Origin of the sequence: Halotalea alkalilenta, assembly GCF_001648175.1 — a bacterium.
Classification (GTDB): Bacteria; Pseudomonadota; Gammaproteobacteria; order Pseudomonadales; family Halomonadaceae; genus Halotalea; species Halotalea alkalilenta_A.
In genome coordinates this window covers 190821-206252 of the sequence record NZ_CP015243.1, presented here as the reverse complement: position 1 = coordinate 206252, position 15432 = coordinate 190821, and the positions used below count along the sequence as shown (strand labels likewise).

Below are 15432 nucleotides of genomic sequence, written 5' to 3'. Positions count from 1 at the left end.
GTGTCACGGGCGCGGTGCAACTGTGGCGCGCTTCTTGCACTACCCAGGTGAATGCTCCCTTTATGGAAGACAGGATGAGTCAAGGCATGTACCCGCGCCTGCTTGAGCACTTGACCACCGCCGTGGTCCTGCTGGATGACCAGCTCCGGGTCCGTTGGTTGAATCCAGCGGCCGAGGCCATGATGGGCTTGAGCTTGGCGCGGGTAGAGAACAGCTGTCTCGAGTGCCTCGACGGTGAGGAAGGGCAGATCAGTGCCATGCTGCTCAAGGCGATGGCCGAGCAGCACCCTTATACCCAGCGTGAAGCGACCCTGCTGGTCGCCACCGGCGAGCAGGTCACCGTCGACTACACCGCGACCCCGCTTTCCGCGGATGAACTGCTGATCGAGCTGGAGCCGCGCGACCGGCTGCTGCGCATCTCTCGCGAGGAGGCGCTGATCGCCCGCCAGGAGATGGTCAAGGTGCTCACCCGCGGGCTCGCGCACGAGATCAAGAACCCGCTTGGCGGCATTCGCGGCGCAGCCCAGCTGCTCGAGCGAGACCTGCCCGACCCAGCGCTCGCCGAGTTCACCCGGGTGATCGTCGAGGAGGCCGATCGGCTGCGCGATCTGGTCGACCGGATGCTGGGGCCGAACACCTTGCCGCATCACGAGCCGGTCAACATCCATGTGGTGCTCGAACGGGTCGACACCCTGCTGCGCGCTGAGACCTCCCATGTAGAGATCCTGCGCGACTACGACCCGAGCCTGCCCAACGTGCTCGGTGACGAGTCGCAGCTGATCCAGGCGGTACTCAATGTCGCCCGTAACGGTCTCCAGGCGATGGAGGAGAGCAACACCGAGTCGCCGCAGCTGATTCTCAAGACGCGCGCGCGGCGGCAGTTCACCCTCGGCGTCGAGCGCCACCGGCTGGTGTGTGAAGTGGGCATCATCGATAACGGCCCCGGTATTCCAGAGTCGCTGCGCGAGTCGCTGTTCTACCCGATGATCTCCGGGCGCGCCGAGGGCACGGGGCTCGGGCTTTCGATCGCCCAGTCGATCCTCCATCAGCATCAAGGCCTGATCGAGTGCGACAGCCGCCCCGGGCATACCGAGTTTCGCCTGCTGGTGCCGCTCGATCTCGATCCCGAGAGCGTGGCGGAGGGGCGCCGGGCAGGGCCTGCAGCGGATGCCGCGGGCTTTCCGTACAAGTGAGGACCCCGATGAGCGACGTGAAGAACAACGAACCAACCCCCGACGACGGCCACGTCGCGGTCGCGGCACAGACAATAAGCCAATGCTGACGAGGAACCCTCATGAGTGACGTAGCGCGCGTATATATCGTCGATGACGACCGTGCCATCCGTTGGGTGCTCGAACGCACCCTGGCGCAGCCCGATCTCGACGTGCACAGCTTCGAGCGGGCCGATGCGGCGCTCGAAGCGATCATACGCCGCCCCCCCGACGTGCTGCTGACCGACATTCGCATGCCGGGCACCGATGGCCTCGATCTGATGGCCAAGGCGCGCGAGGCGCTACCTGACCTGGCGGTGATCGTGATGACCGCTCATTCCGATCTCGACAGCGCGGTGGCTTCCTATCAGGGAGGCGCGTTCGAATACCTGCCCAAGCCGTTCGATGTCGACGATGCCCTTTCCCTGGTTCGTCGCGCCGTCGCCCACGCGCGCGAGCGCAGCGCGCCGACCGAAGTGCCGCAGGGCATCACCGCCGAGATCATCGGCGAAGCGCCGGCGATGCAGGAGGTGTTCCGTGCGATCGGCCGCCTCTCGCACTCGAACATCACGGTGATGATCAACGGCGAGTCGGGGACTGGCAAGGAGCGGGTCGCGCGCGCGCTGCACCAGCACAGCCCGCGCGCGCGCGGGCCGTTCATCGCGCTGAACATGGCGGCTATCCCCAAGGAGCTGATGGAGTCGGAGCTCTTCGGCCACGAGAAGGGCGCCTTCACCGGTGCCACTGCCCAGCGCCGCGGGCGCTTCGAGCAGGCCGATGGCGGTACCTTGTTCCTCGACGAGATCGGTGACATGCCCGCGGACACCCAGACCCGGCTACTGCGGGTGCTCTCCGATGGTGAGTTCTATCGCGTCGGCGGCCATACGCCGGTGCGTGCCAACGTGCGGATCATCGCCGCCACCCACCAGAATCTCGAGAAGCTGGTCGAAGAGGGGCGCTTTCGCGAAGACTTGTTTCATCGCCTCAACGTGATCCGCATCCATCTGCCACGGCTGGCCGAGCGCCGCGAGGACATTCCCCGGCTGACCCATCATTTCCTCGCCGAGGCGGCGCGCGAGCTCTCCGCCGAGCCCAAGATCCTCACGCTCGAGGCGGAGCAGCACCTCTCCAGGCTCCCCTGGCCCGGCAACGTGCGCCAGCTCGAGAACACCTGCCGCTGGCTTACCGTGATGGCCTCCGGGCGAGAGGTGCTGGTCGACGACCTGCCTCCTGAGCTGCGCGAGGCCGAGGGTGGCGAGATTCCCTCCGGCGATTGGCGCAGCGCTTTTCGGGGCTGGGCCGATCGCGCGCTCGCCGCCGGGCATACTCATCTGCTCGAGGAGGCGGTGCCGGATTTCGAACGCATCCTGATCGAAACCGCGCTCAAGCATACCGGGGGACGCAAGGGCGAAGCGGCCGAGCTGCTTGGCTGGGGGCGTAACACGCTGACCCGCAAGCTCAAGGTGCTGCTGCCGGCGCTGGCGGAGGGCGATTGAGGTTTGCTCTGAGATGGACGACCGCTCGGACGGAGCCTAAGCTCCAGTTTAGGGTGGGGGATGACCGGGATGCTTGACTGTGGAGGCTAGTATTCCGAGCATTTTCAATGCATTGCCCCACTCTGGAGTCACTGATGAGTAATCCGTCAGCTTACCGCTATGCGCTCGCCATGGTCGCAGGTCTCTCGCCCGTTGTGGCCGAAGCCGCCGGGGAGAGATTAGAGGGTAGAGTCATCGCCGATGATCCAGCCTTCCACGAGTTGGTGGCCGAGGATGCCGAACTGGTCCGCTTGTACAGCGACGCCCGCTGGAGCGAGGGGCCTCTGGCGTTGCCCGATGGGCGGCTGATCTGGAGCGACATCGAAAACAATCGAGTGCTCTCCTGGCGCGAGGATGAAGGCGTCGATGAGCGGTGGTTACGTCCGGCCCAGTTCCACAACGGTCACGCGCTCGATCATCAGGGGCGGATCCTCGCCGCTTCCCATGGTAAGCGGGCGATCGAACGGCTGGAGGAGAACGGCGAGTGGCGCGTGCTGGTCGATCTCTACGGCGAGCAGAAGCTCAATAGCCCCAATGACCTGGTAGTCGATCGCCAAGGGGCGATCTGGTTCACCGATCCGACCTTTGGCATCGACTCCCCGACCGAAGGCTATGGCGGTCGCGCAGTGCAAGGCGGTGAATACGTCTATCGATTCGACCCCGAGGACAAGAGCCTGACCCGCCTCGATACCCCCGCGGTGCAGACGCCCAACGGCCTGGCTTTCTCACCCGACGAGGGAATCCTCTACATCGCCGATTCCCGCCGCAGTGGGGCCGACGGCGAGGAGCCGCTGCAGCGGATCTTCGCATACGACCTCGGCGATGACGGCAGCTTGGTCAACGAGCGGGTCTTCACCGAGGTTTCGCCAGGCGTACCCGATGGGATCAAGGTCGATGAGCGCGGCAATGTCTGGTCGAGCAGTGGCTCCGGCGTGCAGGTCTTCGCACCGGACGGACGCCGCCTGGGTCGCATCGAGCTGCCGGAGATCACCGCCAACCTGGCCTTCGCCAAAGAGGCGGACGGCTGGAAGGTCTATATGACCGCCACCAGCGGACTCTACCGCGTAGATGTCGAGACGGCGGCGGCGGGTGGTGATTGAAGCGGCACGTCGTCGGTGGCGCGAAGGAATAAATTTCTCCATCCGGGAACATCTCTGCACAAGTGCAGTCAGAGAGTGTGGGAAGAGCAATCTTTCCCGTTCCCTTGAATGATCCCTGCTTGCGCCTGCCGTTAATCCGGCAGGCGTTTTTTCTTTGTCCTGCTGAACGTGAGACTCAGCCTTGTGTGGAGCTGACCAAGCTTCGGGGAGCCTGATTCGCGAAGGTTAAGCTGGCCCCTCCAGGGATCAATGACAGGGAATCTCATCCCATGCCTCGCGTTCGTTTCCTCTTGCTTTGCGCCGGTCTTGGCGCCGCGCTGCCGCTGTATGCCGCCGAGCCGTTGAAAGTCTTCTCCACCCGTCCGATCGATGGCGATCCTTTGCTGGTCGGCTTCACCCAGCAGACCGGGATACCGATCGAGACGGTGCGGCTCTCGCCCGATGAGTTCGAGCGCCTGGTCGCTGCCGGAGAGCCTCCCGCGGACCTGCTGATGACCGCGGATTCTGGGGCGATACGAACGCTCGAACGTGCGGGGCTGCTGCAGCCGCTCGAATCAGAACTGGTCGAGTCGCGGGTCGATGAAGGGCTGCGCGATCTCGATGCGGGCTGGAGCGCCTATGCCACGCGGGTGCGGATCATCTTCGCCAACCCCGGCAAGCTGGAGGAGCTACCGGCGAGCTACGAGGCGCTCGCCGATCCCGCCTATCGTGGCAAGGTCTGCCTGGGGCCGCGCGGGTCCGCCTATACCTCGAGCTTCGCCGCGATGATGGTCGTCAATCACGGCGCCGAAGAGGCCCAGCGCTGGGCCGAGGGCGTGGTCGCCAACTTCGCCCAGCCGCCCGGCGCGCGCGACTCGGCGCTGCTGATGGCGCTTGCCGATCCTGAGGATCCCTGCGCGATCACCGTGGCCAATCACTACTACTATCCGCGGATCATGCAGGGCGACGACGAGGAGGCCAAGCGAGCGCTCGAGTCGCTCGAGGCGGTGTTCCCCAACCAGCAGGGCGAGGGCAGCGAAGCGCGAGGTGCCTACCGTAACGTCAATGTCTACGCGCTGGTGAAGGGCAGTCAGCGGGTCGATGATGCCCGGCTGCTGCTGGAGTATCTCTCCAGCGACGAAGCGCAGCGAATCGTCGGCGAGGGTGTGTTCTACCCGGTGGTCGAGGGTGTGGGGCCTGTGGCGGCGGAGCAGATGTTCGGCGAGTGGAAGGTCGACGACACTTCTGTGCTGCGCTATGCCGACGCCTATGATGAGGCGCAGGCGGTGCTGGAGCGTGCCGGCTGGGAGTAGGTCGCCATTACGGCTGCGCGGATTCGCAGGTCTGGAGCGCCCATTGGGCGCTCTTTTTTCATCCCATGGCCCGGGCTTGGTGACAGTCGAGTTCGGCGCAGCGGATCACTCCACGTTCAGTGATCAGCCCTTCGATCAATTCGTTCGGGGTAACGTCGAAGGCGGGGTTGAACACCTTGATCCCTTCGGGGGCGATGCGCTGCCCCTGGATTTCGACGATCTCCTTCTCGTCGCGCTCCTCGATCGGAATGCCGGAGCCATCGGCGAGTTCGAAGTCGATGGTCGAGAAAGGGGCGGCGACATAGAAAGGGATGCCATGGGCGCGGGCCAGCAGCGCAAGCCCGTAGGTGCCGATCTTGTTGGCGCTGTCGCCGTTGCGCGCGATGCGGTCGGCGCCGACGATCACCGCATCGATCCTGCGGGTCTTCATCACATGGGCGGCCATCGAATCGGTGATCAGCGTGACGTCGATGCCGATGCTGGCCAGCTCCCAGGTGGTCAGCCGCGCTCCCTGTAGCAGCGGACGGGTCTCACAGGCGATCACCGAGAGTTCGAGGCCTCGCTCGCGGGCGAGGTGGAAGGGGGCCAGCGCGGTGCCATAGCGGGCGGTGGCGATCGCGCCCGCATTGCAGATCGTCATCACCGTCGCCCCGGCGGGAAGCAGGGCCAGGCCATGCTCCCCGATCTTGCGGCAGGCCTCGGCATCCTCGGCCTGGATCGCCTGGGCCTCGAGCAGCGCGCGAGCGCGGATCGCCGCCACGCTCGGCTCCGACTGGCAGGCCCGAAAGATGCGGCGTACCGCCCAGGCCAGGTTCACCGCGGTTGGCCGCGAACTCTCGAGATAGACACGGGTTCGCTCCAGCCCCTCCAGCAGTGACTGCGGTGAGTCGGCCTCGGCATCCAGAGCCCAGAGCGCGATGCCAAAGCCCGCGGCGATACCGATCGCAGGCGCGCCACGAACCTCCAACTGCTTGATCGCCTCCCAGACTTCCTCGACCCGGGTCAATCGACGATAGCGCACTTCGAGCGGCAGCCGGCGCTGGTCGAGCAGGATCAAGGCGCCATCGCGCCATTCCACCGACGGGGGCAGGCGGGCGGCCTGGTCGCTCATCGGTTATCTCCTTGGCGATCATCTATCGCGCTTTCGAGATAGGCGCGCAGCGCCTCGACGCCAGCGAATTCGCCCCGGCGCTTGATCAGGTTCGCCGCCAGTTCGAGCGCGTCCTCCTTGACCTCCAGGCGGATCGCCGGGTCCTGGATGCTCTCGATGTCGGCGACGTGGGCGAGGCCCACGATGCGACGGAATGCCTTGCAGCCGGCGAAGCCGATCGATTCGCTGAACCAGCGTTCGAGCTGGGCGTCGAAGTAGCCTTCCACCTTGGCGAATGGGTCGACGCTGCCGGCTGCGAGCTGCTCGCGCATGCCTCGCTCGAAGTGGCGCCAGCTCGTCTCGAGGGTGTCGTAGAGAAAGTGCCGGTAGGCCCGGCGGGCCTCGTTTTCGAGGCCATGGCCCCGATGGGAGAGGCTGGAGAGGATCAGGTTGGCCCAGAACGCGCCGATATCGAAGGCCATCGGCCCGTAGTAGGCGAACTCGGGGTCGATCACCCGGGTGTCGCTTTCGCTGACGAACAGGCTGCCGGTGTGGAGGTCGCCATGGATCAGCGCCTCGCCCTGGCAGAGGAACAGCCGGGTCAGCTCGGCGACTTCACGCTTGAGTGCCTGGTCCGCCCAGTGGCGTTCGAGGGTCGGGCGCAGCGCTTCGGGGAAATCGTTGCTTGGCCGATCGAAGTACGGGTCGATGAAGACCAGGTCTTCGGTGATGTTGCACAGGTCTGGATTGACGAACCGTGCGGCCAGCGCCTTGGCCTCGCGCGGAGTAAGGGCGAAGTGAGAGGTGGCGTAGAGAGTCCGGGCGAGGTAGTCGCCGATATGGCCGCCGAGCAGCGGCAAGTAGCGTCCCTGGATCAGCGCCGCGCGGCCAATCGTCAGGTGGGAGAGGTCTTCCATCACGGTCAGCGCCAGCACCGGATCGAGCTGATGGACCTTGGGCACGTGGGCGGGAACCACTTTGGCCGCCTCGAGCAGCGCCTCCCCTTCGATCCGGGCGCGATCCAGCGACAGCGGCCAGTTTTCTCCGACCACCTTGGCGTAGGGCAACGCCTGTTTGACGATCAGGCTCTTGCCCGCGCCACGTACGCGAAAGACCAGATTGAGATTGCCGTCGCCGATCTCATCGCACTCGAGAGGCTCATTGGCGGTGAAGAGGCCGAGGTGGCGCAGGTAATCGCAGGCGTCGCTGGGACCGAAAGTGCGATAGCCGGGGGCGTGAGCGTTCAAGCGGGCAGTCTCCACGCAGAATCGAGGCGGTCTCGATCGAAATCGTCTAAGAACATGCTTAAAGTGAATAAAATCGTCGAATGAGCGCGTTAATGGCGGCTACTTCGGTGATTTTGCGAAAATAGGCGGCCCACGTTATGAGTTGGAAACGACCCTGTCAATCATTCTGGCGTCGGTCCGGGAGGGGACTTGGCGCAATGCGCGAGCGGGTGCATCGCAAAACGGCGATGAACGGCGGCGAATAGAGAAGGGGAACGTCGGGAAACCGACCAGGGACTTGCAGATGGATTGGTCGAGAAAAGGGGGGGTGCGTCGAACGCGGTTCAAGGGTGGGCATCCCTGCCAAACCATGTCGCTCCCTCGACGCCCGCGGATGTTAAGCTAAAAACCATTCGGATGGTAATGATATAGGCGTGCCAGATTGAAACTTTGGTACATGCCCATTCAGCCGCAATTTGCTTTCTCTGGGTGTTCAGGCGCTTTCGCTTTCATCGAATGCGTCGTTGGACGCCTCTCGCTGGGCGAGGTCGAGGCGCGCGCGAACGTCATCATGCACGGCCAGGTAGCGTTCGATCGCGTCGCCTATGCGCTGGATCGCGCCTTCTATACCCTGATGGCCGAACAGCCGGTTGAACTCGAACAGTATCGGATGGCCGTTCAGCATCGCCACGTCGAAGCCGCCGTGATCGATCCCACTCGCTCGGGCGAGACGCTTCACCAGCGCCAGCGCCGCCTCAGGCACCGGGTCGTAGCGCACTTCACCGCCGACCGAGACGTTGCTGCGGAAATCACCGAGCGGGCTGACCCGCCAATAGGCAGCGATGATCTCGCTGCCGACCAGCACGATGCGCAGGTCGCGGTCGATCGGCAGCCGCGGCTGGGCATAAAGCACCTCGCGCTCGGCCGCCAGGGCTTCTAGCGCGCTGCGCTCTTCCACCAGGGCGACGCCCTGGCCGCGGGCGCTGCGTATCTCCTTGAGCACCATCGGATAGCCGATCCTGCTCTCGAGCAGTTCGAGATTGGCCTGGGTGGACGCGAGGATCTCGGTGGCCGGCAGGTGCGCGTCGATCAGCGCGCGAAAGGCGCGGGTCTGCTCGACCTTGTCATGGCCGAGGTAGTAGCTGGCGGGGCTTGGGAAAATCCGCTTGCCAAGCGCATGGACCAGGACGTTGACTTGCCAATAGGCGGGGAACAGCAGCCAGTCGGCGGCGAGGATCTCGTCGAGGTGGTCGTACATGCGCTCCGGTTTGATGTAGCGCACCCCGTGCATCCCAAGGGTGCGATAGGGGTCGAAGCTGATCAGCTTGGGCATGGTGGCCCTCACAAAAGACGAACGTTGAGTTGCTCGCGAGCCCCTCTGCGGCGGTGTCGCGCTCGCATCGCGTGGGTCGATCCGAGGACGGGCTGGCTACTAGCTCGCCGCAGAAGGCGGCATTATTGGGCCGGCTTCCTCGCCACGCAAGCGCCGCCAGCGGCCAAAACCCCGGTACACTGCCTATTCATTCAAAGATCAATGCGTTGCCTCGTTGAGATCACGCGAACCCGCAACGGCCCGCCATAGGGAGCCTTCGATGACGCAGATGCACTGGGCCCGACTGCTCGAGCCGATCCGCCTCCAGGACCGCCCGAGCGGCACCGGGCGCGAGGTCGGCCGCAGTCCCTTCCACAAGGACCACGACCGGATCGTCTTCGCCGGCTCCTTCCGCCGGCTCGGGCGCAAGACCCAGGTCCACCCGCTGACCGAGAACGATCATATCCACACCCGGTTGAGCCACTCCCTCGAGGTCGGCTGCGTCGGCCGTTCGCTGGGGATGATCGTCGGCGAGCGCCTGGGCGAGCGATTGCCCTCGTTTCTCACCTCGGCTGACCTTGGGGTGATCGTCCAGGCGGCCTGCCTGGGGCACGACATCGGCAATCCGCCGTTCGGTCATGCCGGTGAGTACGCGATTCGGGACTGGTTTCAGGCCGCGCGGCGCCATTCGCCGCAGCTGTTCGAAGGCTTGAGCGACGCTGAGACCCGCGACCTGCTCACCTACGAGGGTAACGCCCAGGGGTTCAGGATCGTCACCCAGATCGAGTACAACCAGTTCAACGGTGGGATGCGGCTCACCGCGGCGACCCTTGGCGCGATGCTCAAGTACCCGTGGACGGTCGAGCATGCCCTTGGCGGTGGCAAGTTCGGTGCCTACCAGTCGGAGCGCGGGCTGCTGGCCGAGGTCGCCGAACTGCTCGGGCTCAGGCGTCGAGAGCCTGGCGTGTTCGCTTGGTGTCGTCATCCCCTGGCTTATCTGGTCGAAGCCGCCGACGACATCTGCTACGCGCTGCTCGATCTCGAGGACGGCCTCGAGATGGGCATCCTGCGCTTCGATGAAGTCGCCGAGGTGCTCTCCCAGATCGCCGGTCTCGAGCCGGGGGATCCATTCGTGGTCGAACTCGAGCGGATGGAGCGCAGCGGGGTGTCACGCCGTCGCCGGGTCGCCGCGCTGCGCGGGGCGGCGATGGAGCGCGCGGTCAATGAAGTCGCCGAGGCGTTCGTCGAGCATGAGCAGGCGCTTCTCGGGGGGAACCTGGATTCGGATCTGCTCGAACACTGCCACCCCGATCTCGCCTGGGGCGTCGGGCGTGCCAAGGAGCTCGCGCGCAAGCGGATCTTCCAGAACGAGCGCAAGGCCAAGCTCGAGATCGGTGCCTATACCACTCTTGGAATTCTGCTCGAGGCGTTCATCGGCGCCGCTCACGAGCTGCATACCACCGGCACTTCGAGCTTCAAGCATCAGCGGGTGCTGGCGCTGATTGGCGAGAACACCCCGCTGCCCTCCTGGAGCCTTTATGCGAGCTACCGCAGGATGCTCGACTTCATCGGTGGAATGACCGACCACTACGCGGTCGACCTGGCCCAGGAGATGGGCGGGCGGCTGCGCGGGGAGTGAGCTTGCGCGGCGCCGAGCCCGGCCGGCCGGCCGAGGCCGGGGGGCTAGCTCAGCCCTCCAAGCGCTCCTCGGCGTGACGCTCGCGGTTCGCGCGGCGCTCGGCGCGGGCCTGGGCACGGTTGGCGAAGTAGTTGGCACCCTTCTCGGCGTCGTAGCTGCCGTCCCACTTCGCGATCACCAGCACCGCGAGTGCGTTGCCGATCACGTTCAGCGCGGTACGCGCCATGTCCATGATCCGGTCGACCCCGGCGATGAACGCCAGCCCCTCGAGCGGGATGCCGACGCTACCCAGCGTCGCCAGCAGCACCACGAACGACACCCCCGGGACACCGGCGATCCCCTTGGAGGTGACCATCAGCGTCAGCACCAGGGTGAGCTGCTCGCCGAGGCTCAGGTCGATGCCATAGAGCTGGGCGATGAACAGTGCCGCGATGCTTTGATACAGGGTCGAGCCGTCGAGGTTGAACGAGTAGCCGGTCGGGATCACGAAGCTGCAGATCGCCTTCGGTGCGCCGTACTCCTCCATCTTCGCCATGATCCGCGGCAGCACCGTCTCGGAGCTCGAGGTCGAGTAGGCGAGCAGCAGCTCGTCTTTGAGGATGCGGATCAGAGTGAAGATGCTGAAGCCGTAGAAGTAAGCGATGCTGCCGAGCACCACGAAGGCGAAGAACGCGATCGCGAAGTAGACCAGCACCACCAGCTTGGCGAGCGGCAAGAGCGAGGTGAAGCCGAAGTTGGCCACCGTCACCGCGATCAGTGCGAACACCCCGATCGGGGCATAGCGCATGATCATGTGGGTGACCTTGAACATGGTCTCCGAGACTGCCCGCATGGTAGTGATGAACGGCTCGCGCAGCTCGTTCGGCAGCGCCGAGAGGCCGAGGCCGAAGAACACCGAGAAGAAGATGATCGCGAGCATGTCGCCGCGCACCAGGGCGTCGAAGATGTTCGACGGGATCAGATTGAGCAGCGTGGCGATGAAGGCGTGATCATGGGAGACCTCCTGCGCGGTGGCGGTGTACTTCGAGATGTCGACGCTGGAGAGGCTCGACATGTCGATGCCCGCGCCCGGCTGGAACAGATTGGCGGCGATGAGGCCGACCACGATCGCAAGCGTTGTGACCACTTCGAAGTAGAGGATCGTCTTGGCGCCGATGCGGCCGAGCTTCTTGGCGTCGCCCATTCCGGCGATACCGACGATCAGCGAGGAGATCACGATCGGAATGACGATCATCTTGATCAGGCGGATGAAGATGTCGCCGGCGGGTTGCAGCACGTTGGCGACCGCCCACTGGCGGGCTTCAGGCTGGTCGTGCAGCAGGCTGCCGACCAGCACGCCTAGAATCAGGCCGATCAGGATCTGCCAGGCCAGGCCTGGTGCTCTGAAAGTCTTGCGCGTCATGATGGGTCCCAGTGGTGAAGCTGGCTTTATTGCAGCTGAATTTAGTCTCAATTAAGCCCCGCACTCTACACGAGAGGCAGGGTCTCCTGTCTACGGTTGAAGTCAGGAAAAAAAGGGAATTGCGACCATTTTCGCCGAAAGAGCGACTATGAGCGGAGTAATCCGGGCGTGGCGAGGCTGTGACGAGGTCAAGAGGAGTGTAAGAAATATACTCCACTTGCGGTGGTGGGTATTGGGCGAGGAAGCGGCCCGTCTGAGCCGGTATTAAGAGTCAGTGTGCGAATTTCAGCCGCTTGTAAAAGCCTGGTCGTCGGCACTATGCTTCATGAAAGTGGAATTTATATTTTCCATAACAAGAATCGCAAAGGCAGAGTCCTATCATGGAAGCGACCTCTTTCATCACTGATCTAAGCGCCGGCGTCCGTTCGGCCGACGGCAGCGAGGAGCGCACCCGCTACAAGGCCGCGTTCAAGTCCGAGGTGGACGGCTATCTCGCCGCCCACCCTGAAACCGCCTATGTCGATGTACTGCTCACCGATCTCAACGGCATCTTCCGCGGCAAGCGCCTGCCGGTGGATTCACTCCCACGGCTGGCCAAGGGCTGCTATTTCCCCGCCTCGATGTTTGCCATGGACCTGCTCGGCAACGTGGTCGAGGAGACTGGCCTCGGCCAGGAGATCGGCGAACCGGACCTGCTCTGCCTGCCGCTGCTCGGCACGCTGATGCCCAATGCCCACGACCCGGCGCGGATCGCCCAGGTACTGTTGACCATGGTCGACGAGCAGGGCGCCTCCCACCCGTTCGAGCCGCGCAACGTGCTCGCCCACGTCTGGGAGCAGCTCAAGGCGCGCGGGCTCTATCCGGTGGTCGCGGTGGAGCTCGAATTCTACCTGGTCGATCGCGAACGCGACGCCGAGGGCGCGCTGCAGCCGCCGCGCTCGCCGGTGACCAGCGAGCGCAGCGAGCAGAGCCAGGTCTATTCGCTCGACAATCTCGATGACTTCGCCGAGGTGCTCAGCGACATCAACCAGATGGCCCGGCAGCAGGGGCTTTCGGCCGAGGGGGCGGTGGCCGAGGCTTCGCCCGGGCAGTTCGAGATCAACCTCGAGCATGGCCACGATGTGCTCAAGGCCTGCGACGATGCGCTGATGCTCAAGCGGCTGATTCGCCAGATCGCCGACCAGCACGACCTCCAGGCCACCTTCATGGCCAAGCCTTACGGCGATTTCGCCGGCAATGGCATGCATATACACCTGAGCCTGGTCGATCGCGAAGACTACAACCTGTTCGCTGACGAGGAGGTCGAGGACACCGAGCTTTTGCACCGTGCCCTCGCCGGGATGATCGAACTGATGCCCGCCTCGATGGCGCTGTTCGCCCCCAACGTCAACGCCTTCCGGCGCTTCCAGCCGGGCATGTACGTGCCAACCCGAGCCAGCTGGGGCTACAACAACCGCACCGTGGCGCTGCGCATCCCGCGCAGCGGTCGGCGTGACTACCGCATCGAGCATCGCGTCGCTGGCGCCGATGCCAACCCTTATCTGGTCGTCGCCGCGCTGCTCGCGGGTCTGCTCCACGGCCTCGATAATGCGCTGCCGCTCGATCCGCCGATCGAAGGCAACGGTCTCGATCAGCCCGGCGTCGAGCTGCCGACCCGCCAGAGCGATGCCCTGGCGCTGCTCGAGGAGAGCGCACCGCTGGCCCGCTACCTCGGCGAAGGCTTCCTGCGGATCTACCGGTTGTGCAAGGCCAATGAGCTCGCGCGCTTCGAGCGTCAGGTCACCGAGCTCGAGCTCGACTGGTTGCTCAAGCACGCTTGAGGGGCATCAGCCGCAGCGCCTCGCCGAAGATGGCGAGGCGCTGGCTTGACGAGTCTAGAAGGCGTACTGCAGGGCCAGACGGTTCTGCCAGAACTCCTTGCCTTCGCGCGGGGAGCGCTGCACGCCGAGGAAGTTGGCGACGCTGAAGCCTTCGAGCGAACCGCGGAAGTTGTAGACCGCAAAGCCCATGTACTCGGACTGGTTGCGGCTTTCGACCTCGGACGATTCTTTGAGATCCATGAACGAGTAGCGTGCGCCGAGCACCAACTGGTCGGTGGCCAGGCCCGAGACGTCGAGCGAGTAGGCGTTGCCGGCGCCGAGGTCCTGGGTACTGGTGAAGAACGGCTGGGCGAAGATCGGCCCTGACGAAGAGTTGTGGGCGTAAGGAGTGACCAGCACGCCGTTGCGGTAGGCATTCTCCCGCGAGGGGATGTGATTGTAGTTGAGCGTTGCCTTGAGAGTGCCGTAGTTCATCCCCAGCTGCAGGCCGTAGACATGGCTGTCGACCTCGCCGAGAAGCTCCTTGCCATCGCCGGTTCCGCGAATGAACTGCAGGCCGAGGAACGGGCGCAGGTCTCCTTCGGCGAGCGCCACCTGACCTTCGAGATAGTTGATCTTGGTGTAGTCCTCATACTCCTGGTGCCATGCTTCGCCGCTCCACTTCAGGCCATTGGCGTACAGCGCCCGGGCACCGCCGATCGACCACATGCCATCGGTGGTTTCCTCCACCGGCGAGAACGAATCCCAGCGTGAGTTGTACATCGTGGTCCTGGTGAACGAACCGCCGGCCCAGGGCATGTAGCGGAACACCCGGGTCGCCTCGAGATAGTTCTCCTGGTCGCCATAGCGCAGGTCGACCGCCTGGAACAGGTTCGGCGTGACGCGCCAGTCCCAGGTACCGGCGAATGGCAGGTCGAGTCGCTGGTTGCCCGCGGTAACGGTGAAGGCATCGCGCTGATACTCGAGATAGGCTTCGCCGATGTTGGTCTGGTTGGGGCCGAGCTCCGTGACCACCCGGCTCGGGTCGTCGGCATGGTCGATGCCACGCTGCAGGATTCCACTCAACCCGAAGCGGAAGCCCTGGTAGCGCGCACTGGTGAAGCCGACGAAGCCGCCGTAGCTGATCGTGTCCTGGTTCAGCCCGGGGGTGAAGTAGGCGTTGTGGGTCGAGTAGTAGAGCGAACGCAGCGCACCGTGAAACTCGCCGCGAGTGAACATCTCGGTCAAGTCGCGAGCCTCGCCGGACGACTGTTGTTGCATCGCCGGGTCCGATTGTGAGCTCTCGGGCGTGGGCTGGTTGGGATCGGTCGCGTCACTGGTTTGTGCCAGCACCAGCGTCGGGGCTGCCAGCAGAGCGAGGCCTGCGAGCAAGTGGCGCGGCGCGAGAGAGGTATGGTGGTCGAGCATCTAGCGATCTCCTGCGTAGCCTTCGGCTGTGCCGGGGCCTTGGTTATTGGTCTCGTGGTGGTCTTGGAGCCGGCGTCGTAGCGATCGATGTCGGTGCGAACCGAGCAGCCTGCATGGGATGACCCGGCCAAGCGGTGCCTAATGGCAGAAACTGCTGTGCTTTGCCTGGTCGTATCCGCCGTCGATGAAGACGGGTGGCATCGCTTTTTCACCTTTTTGGCGCAAAAGGCCGGCCGGGCGCGAGTCATCAGTGCAGAAATCGCTGGTGATCGGCAAAGAAACGAACGTGCCATCGGCGTACCTTGGTGAAATCCTTGTTGTCGCGATTGGGTCACGCAAGTGCCGTACCAGTTCGACCGCTGCGCTAAATCCTGCAACATGCCGCCGTCGAAACGGCC

Annotated in this window: 11 protein-coding genes; 6 read left to right on the top strand and 5 right to left on the bottom strand. The window is 64.4% G+C overall.

From position 1 onward, the window contains the following. The first annotated feature begins 86 nt into the window (after positions 1-86). From glnL to A5892_RS00950, 4 genes are all read left to right on the top strand, one after another. Entirely contained in the window at positions 87-1193 is a 1107-nt protein-coding gene (gene glnL / locus A5892_RS00965) for a nitrogen regulation protein NR(II) (RefSeq protein WP_082890204.1), read from the top strand. A gap of 101 nt (positions 1194-1294) precedes the next feature. Next, positions 1295-2707: a nitrogen regulation protein NR(I) gene (gene ntrC / locus A5892_RS00960; RefSeq protein WP_027348969.1), complete on the top strand. Its 1413-nt coding sequence runs from the start codon at positions 1295-1297 to the stop codon at positions 2705-2707. 134 nt (positions 2708-2841) lie between these two features. After that, positions 2842-3846, top strand: a complete 1005-nt coding sequence (locus A5892_RS00955) for an SMP-30/gluconolactonase/LRE family protein (RefSeq protein WP_150123442.1) — start codon at positions 2842-2844, stop codon at positions 3844-3846. A 269-nt stretch (positions 3847-4115) separates the two neighbouring features. Beyond that, positions 4116-5138, top strand: a complete 1023-nt coding sequence (locus A5892_RS00950) for an extracellular solute-binding protein (RefSeq protein WP_064121197.1) — start codon at positions 4116-4118, stop codon at positions 5136-5138. Between the two features lie 58 nt (positions 5139-5196). Here A5892_RS00950 and mtnA read toward each other — a convergent pair whose 3' ends face one another. From mtnA to A5892_RS00935, 3 genes are all read right to left on the bottom strand, one after another. Continuing rightward, positions 5197-6249, bottom strand: a complete 1053-nt coding sequence (gene mtnA, locus A5892_RS00945; protein WP_064121196.1) for an S-methyl-5-thioribose-1-phosphate isomerase — start codon at positions 6247-6249, stop codon at positions 5197-5199. Further along, positions 6246-7475, bottom strand: coding sequence for an S-methyl-5-thioribose kinase (gene mtnK, locus A5892_RS00940; protein WP_064121195.1), 1230 nt, complete (start codon positions 7473-7475; stop codon positions 6246-6248). Before mtnK ends, mtnA begins: the two co-directional genes overlap by 4 nt. 472 nt (positions 7476-7947) lie before the next feature. After that, the gene (locus A5892_RS00935) at positions 7948-8787 is read right to left on the bottom strand and encodes an ATP-grasp domain-containing protein (protein ID WP_064121194.1); all 840 of its coding nucleotides are present in this window, start codon (positions 8785-8787) and stop codon (positions 7948-7950) included. 259 nt (positions 8788-9046) lie between these two features. Between A5892_RS00935 and A5892_RS00930 the strand changes: the two genes are divergently transcribed. Further along, positions 9047-10405, top strand: coding sequence for a deoxyguanosinetriphosphate triphosphohydrolase (locus A5892_RS00930; protein ID WP_064121193.1), 1359 nt, complete (start codon positions 9047-9049; stop codon positions 10403-10405). A 49-nt stretch (positions 10406-10454) separates the two neighbouring features. Here A5892_RS00930 and gltP read toward each other — a convergent pair whose 3' ends face one another. Beyond that, positions 10455-11807 carry a glutamate/aspartate:proton symporter GltP gene (gltP, locus tag A5892_RS00925; protein WP_064121192.1) on the bottom strand — a complete coding sequence of 451 codons (1353 nt, stop codon included), beginning with the start codon at positions 11805-11807 and terminating at the stop codon, positions 10455-10457. A gap of 380 nt (positions 11808-12187) precedes the next feature. On the opposite strand from gltP, the gene A5892_RS00920 reads away from it, so the two are divergent. Beyond that, entirely contained in the window at positions 12188-13627 is a 1440-nt protein-coding gene (locus tag A5892_RS00920) for a glutamine synthetase family protein (protein ID WP_064121191.1), read from the top strand. A 54-nt stretch (positions 13628-13681) separates the two neighbouring features. Here A5892_RS00920 and A5892_RS00915 read toward each other — a convergent pair whose 3' ends face one another. Continuing rightward, on the bottom strand, positions 13682-15034 hold the full coding sequence (locus A5892_RS00915) for a hypothetical protein (RefSeq protein ID WP_064121190.1): 1353 nt from the start codon (positions 15032-15034) through the stop codon (positions 13682-13684). Positions 15035-15432 lie beyond the last annotated feature (398 nt).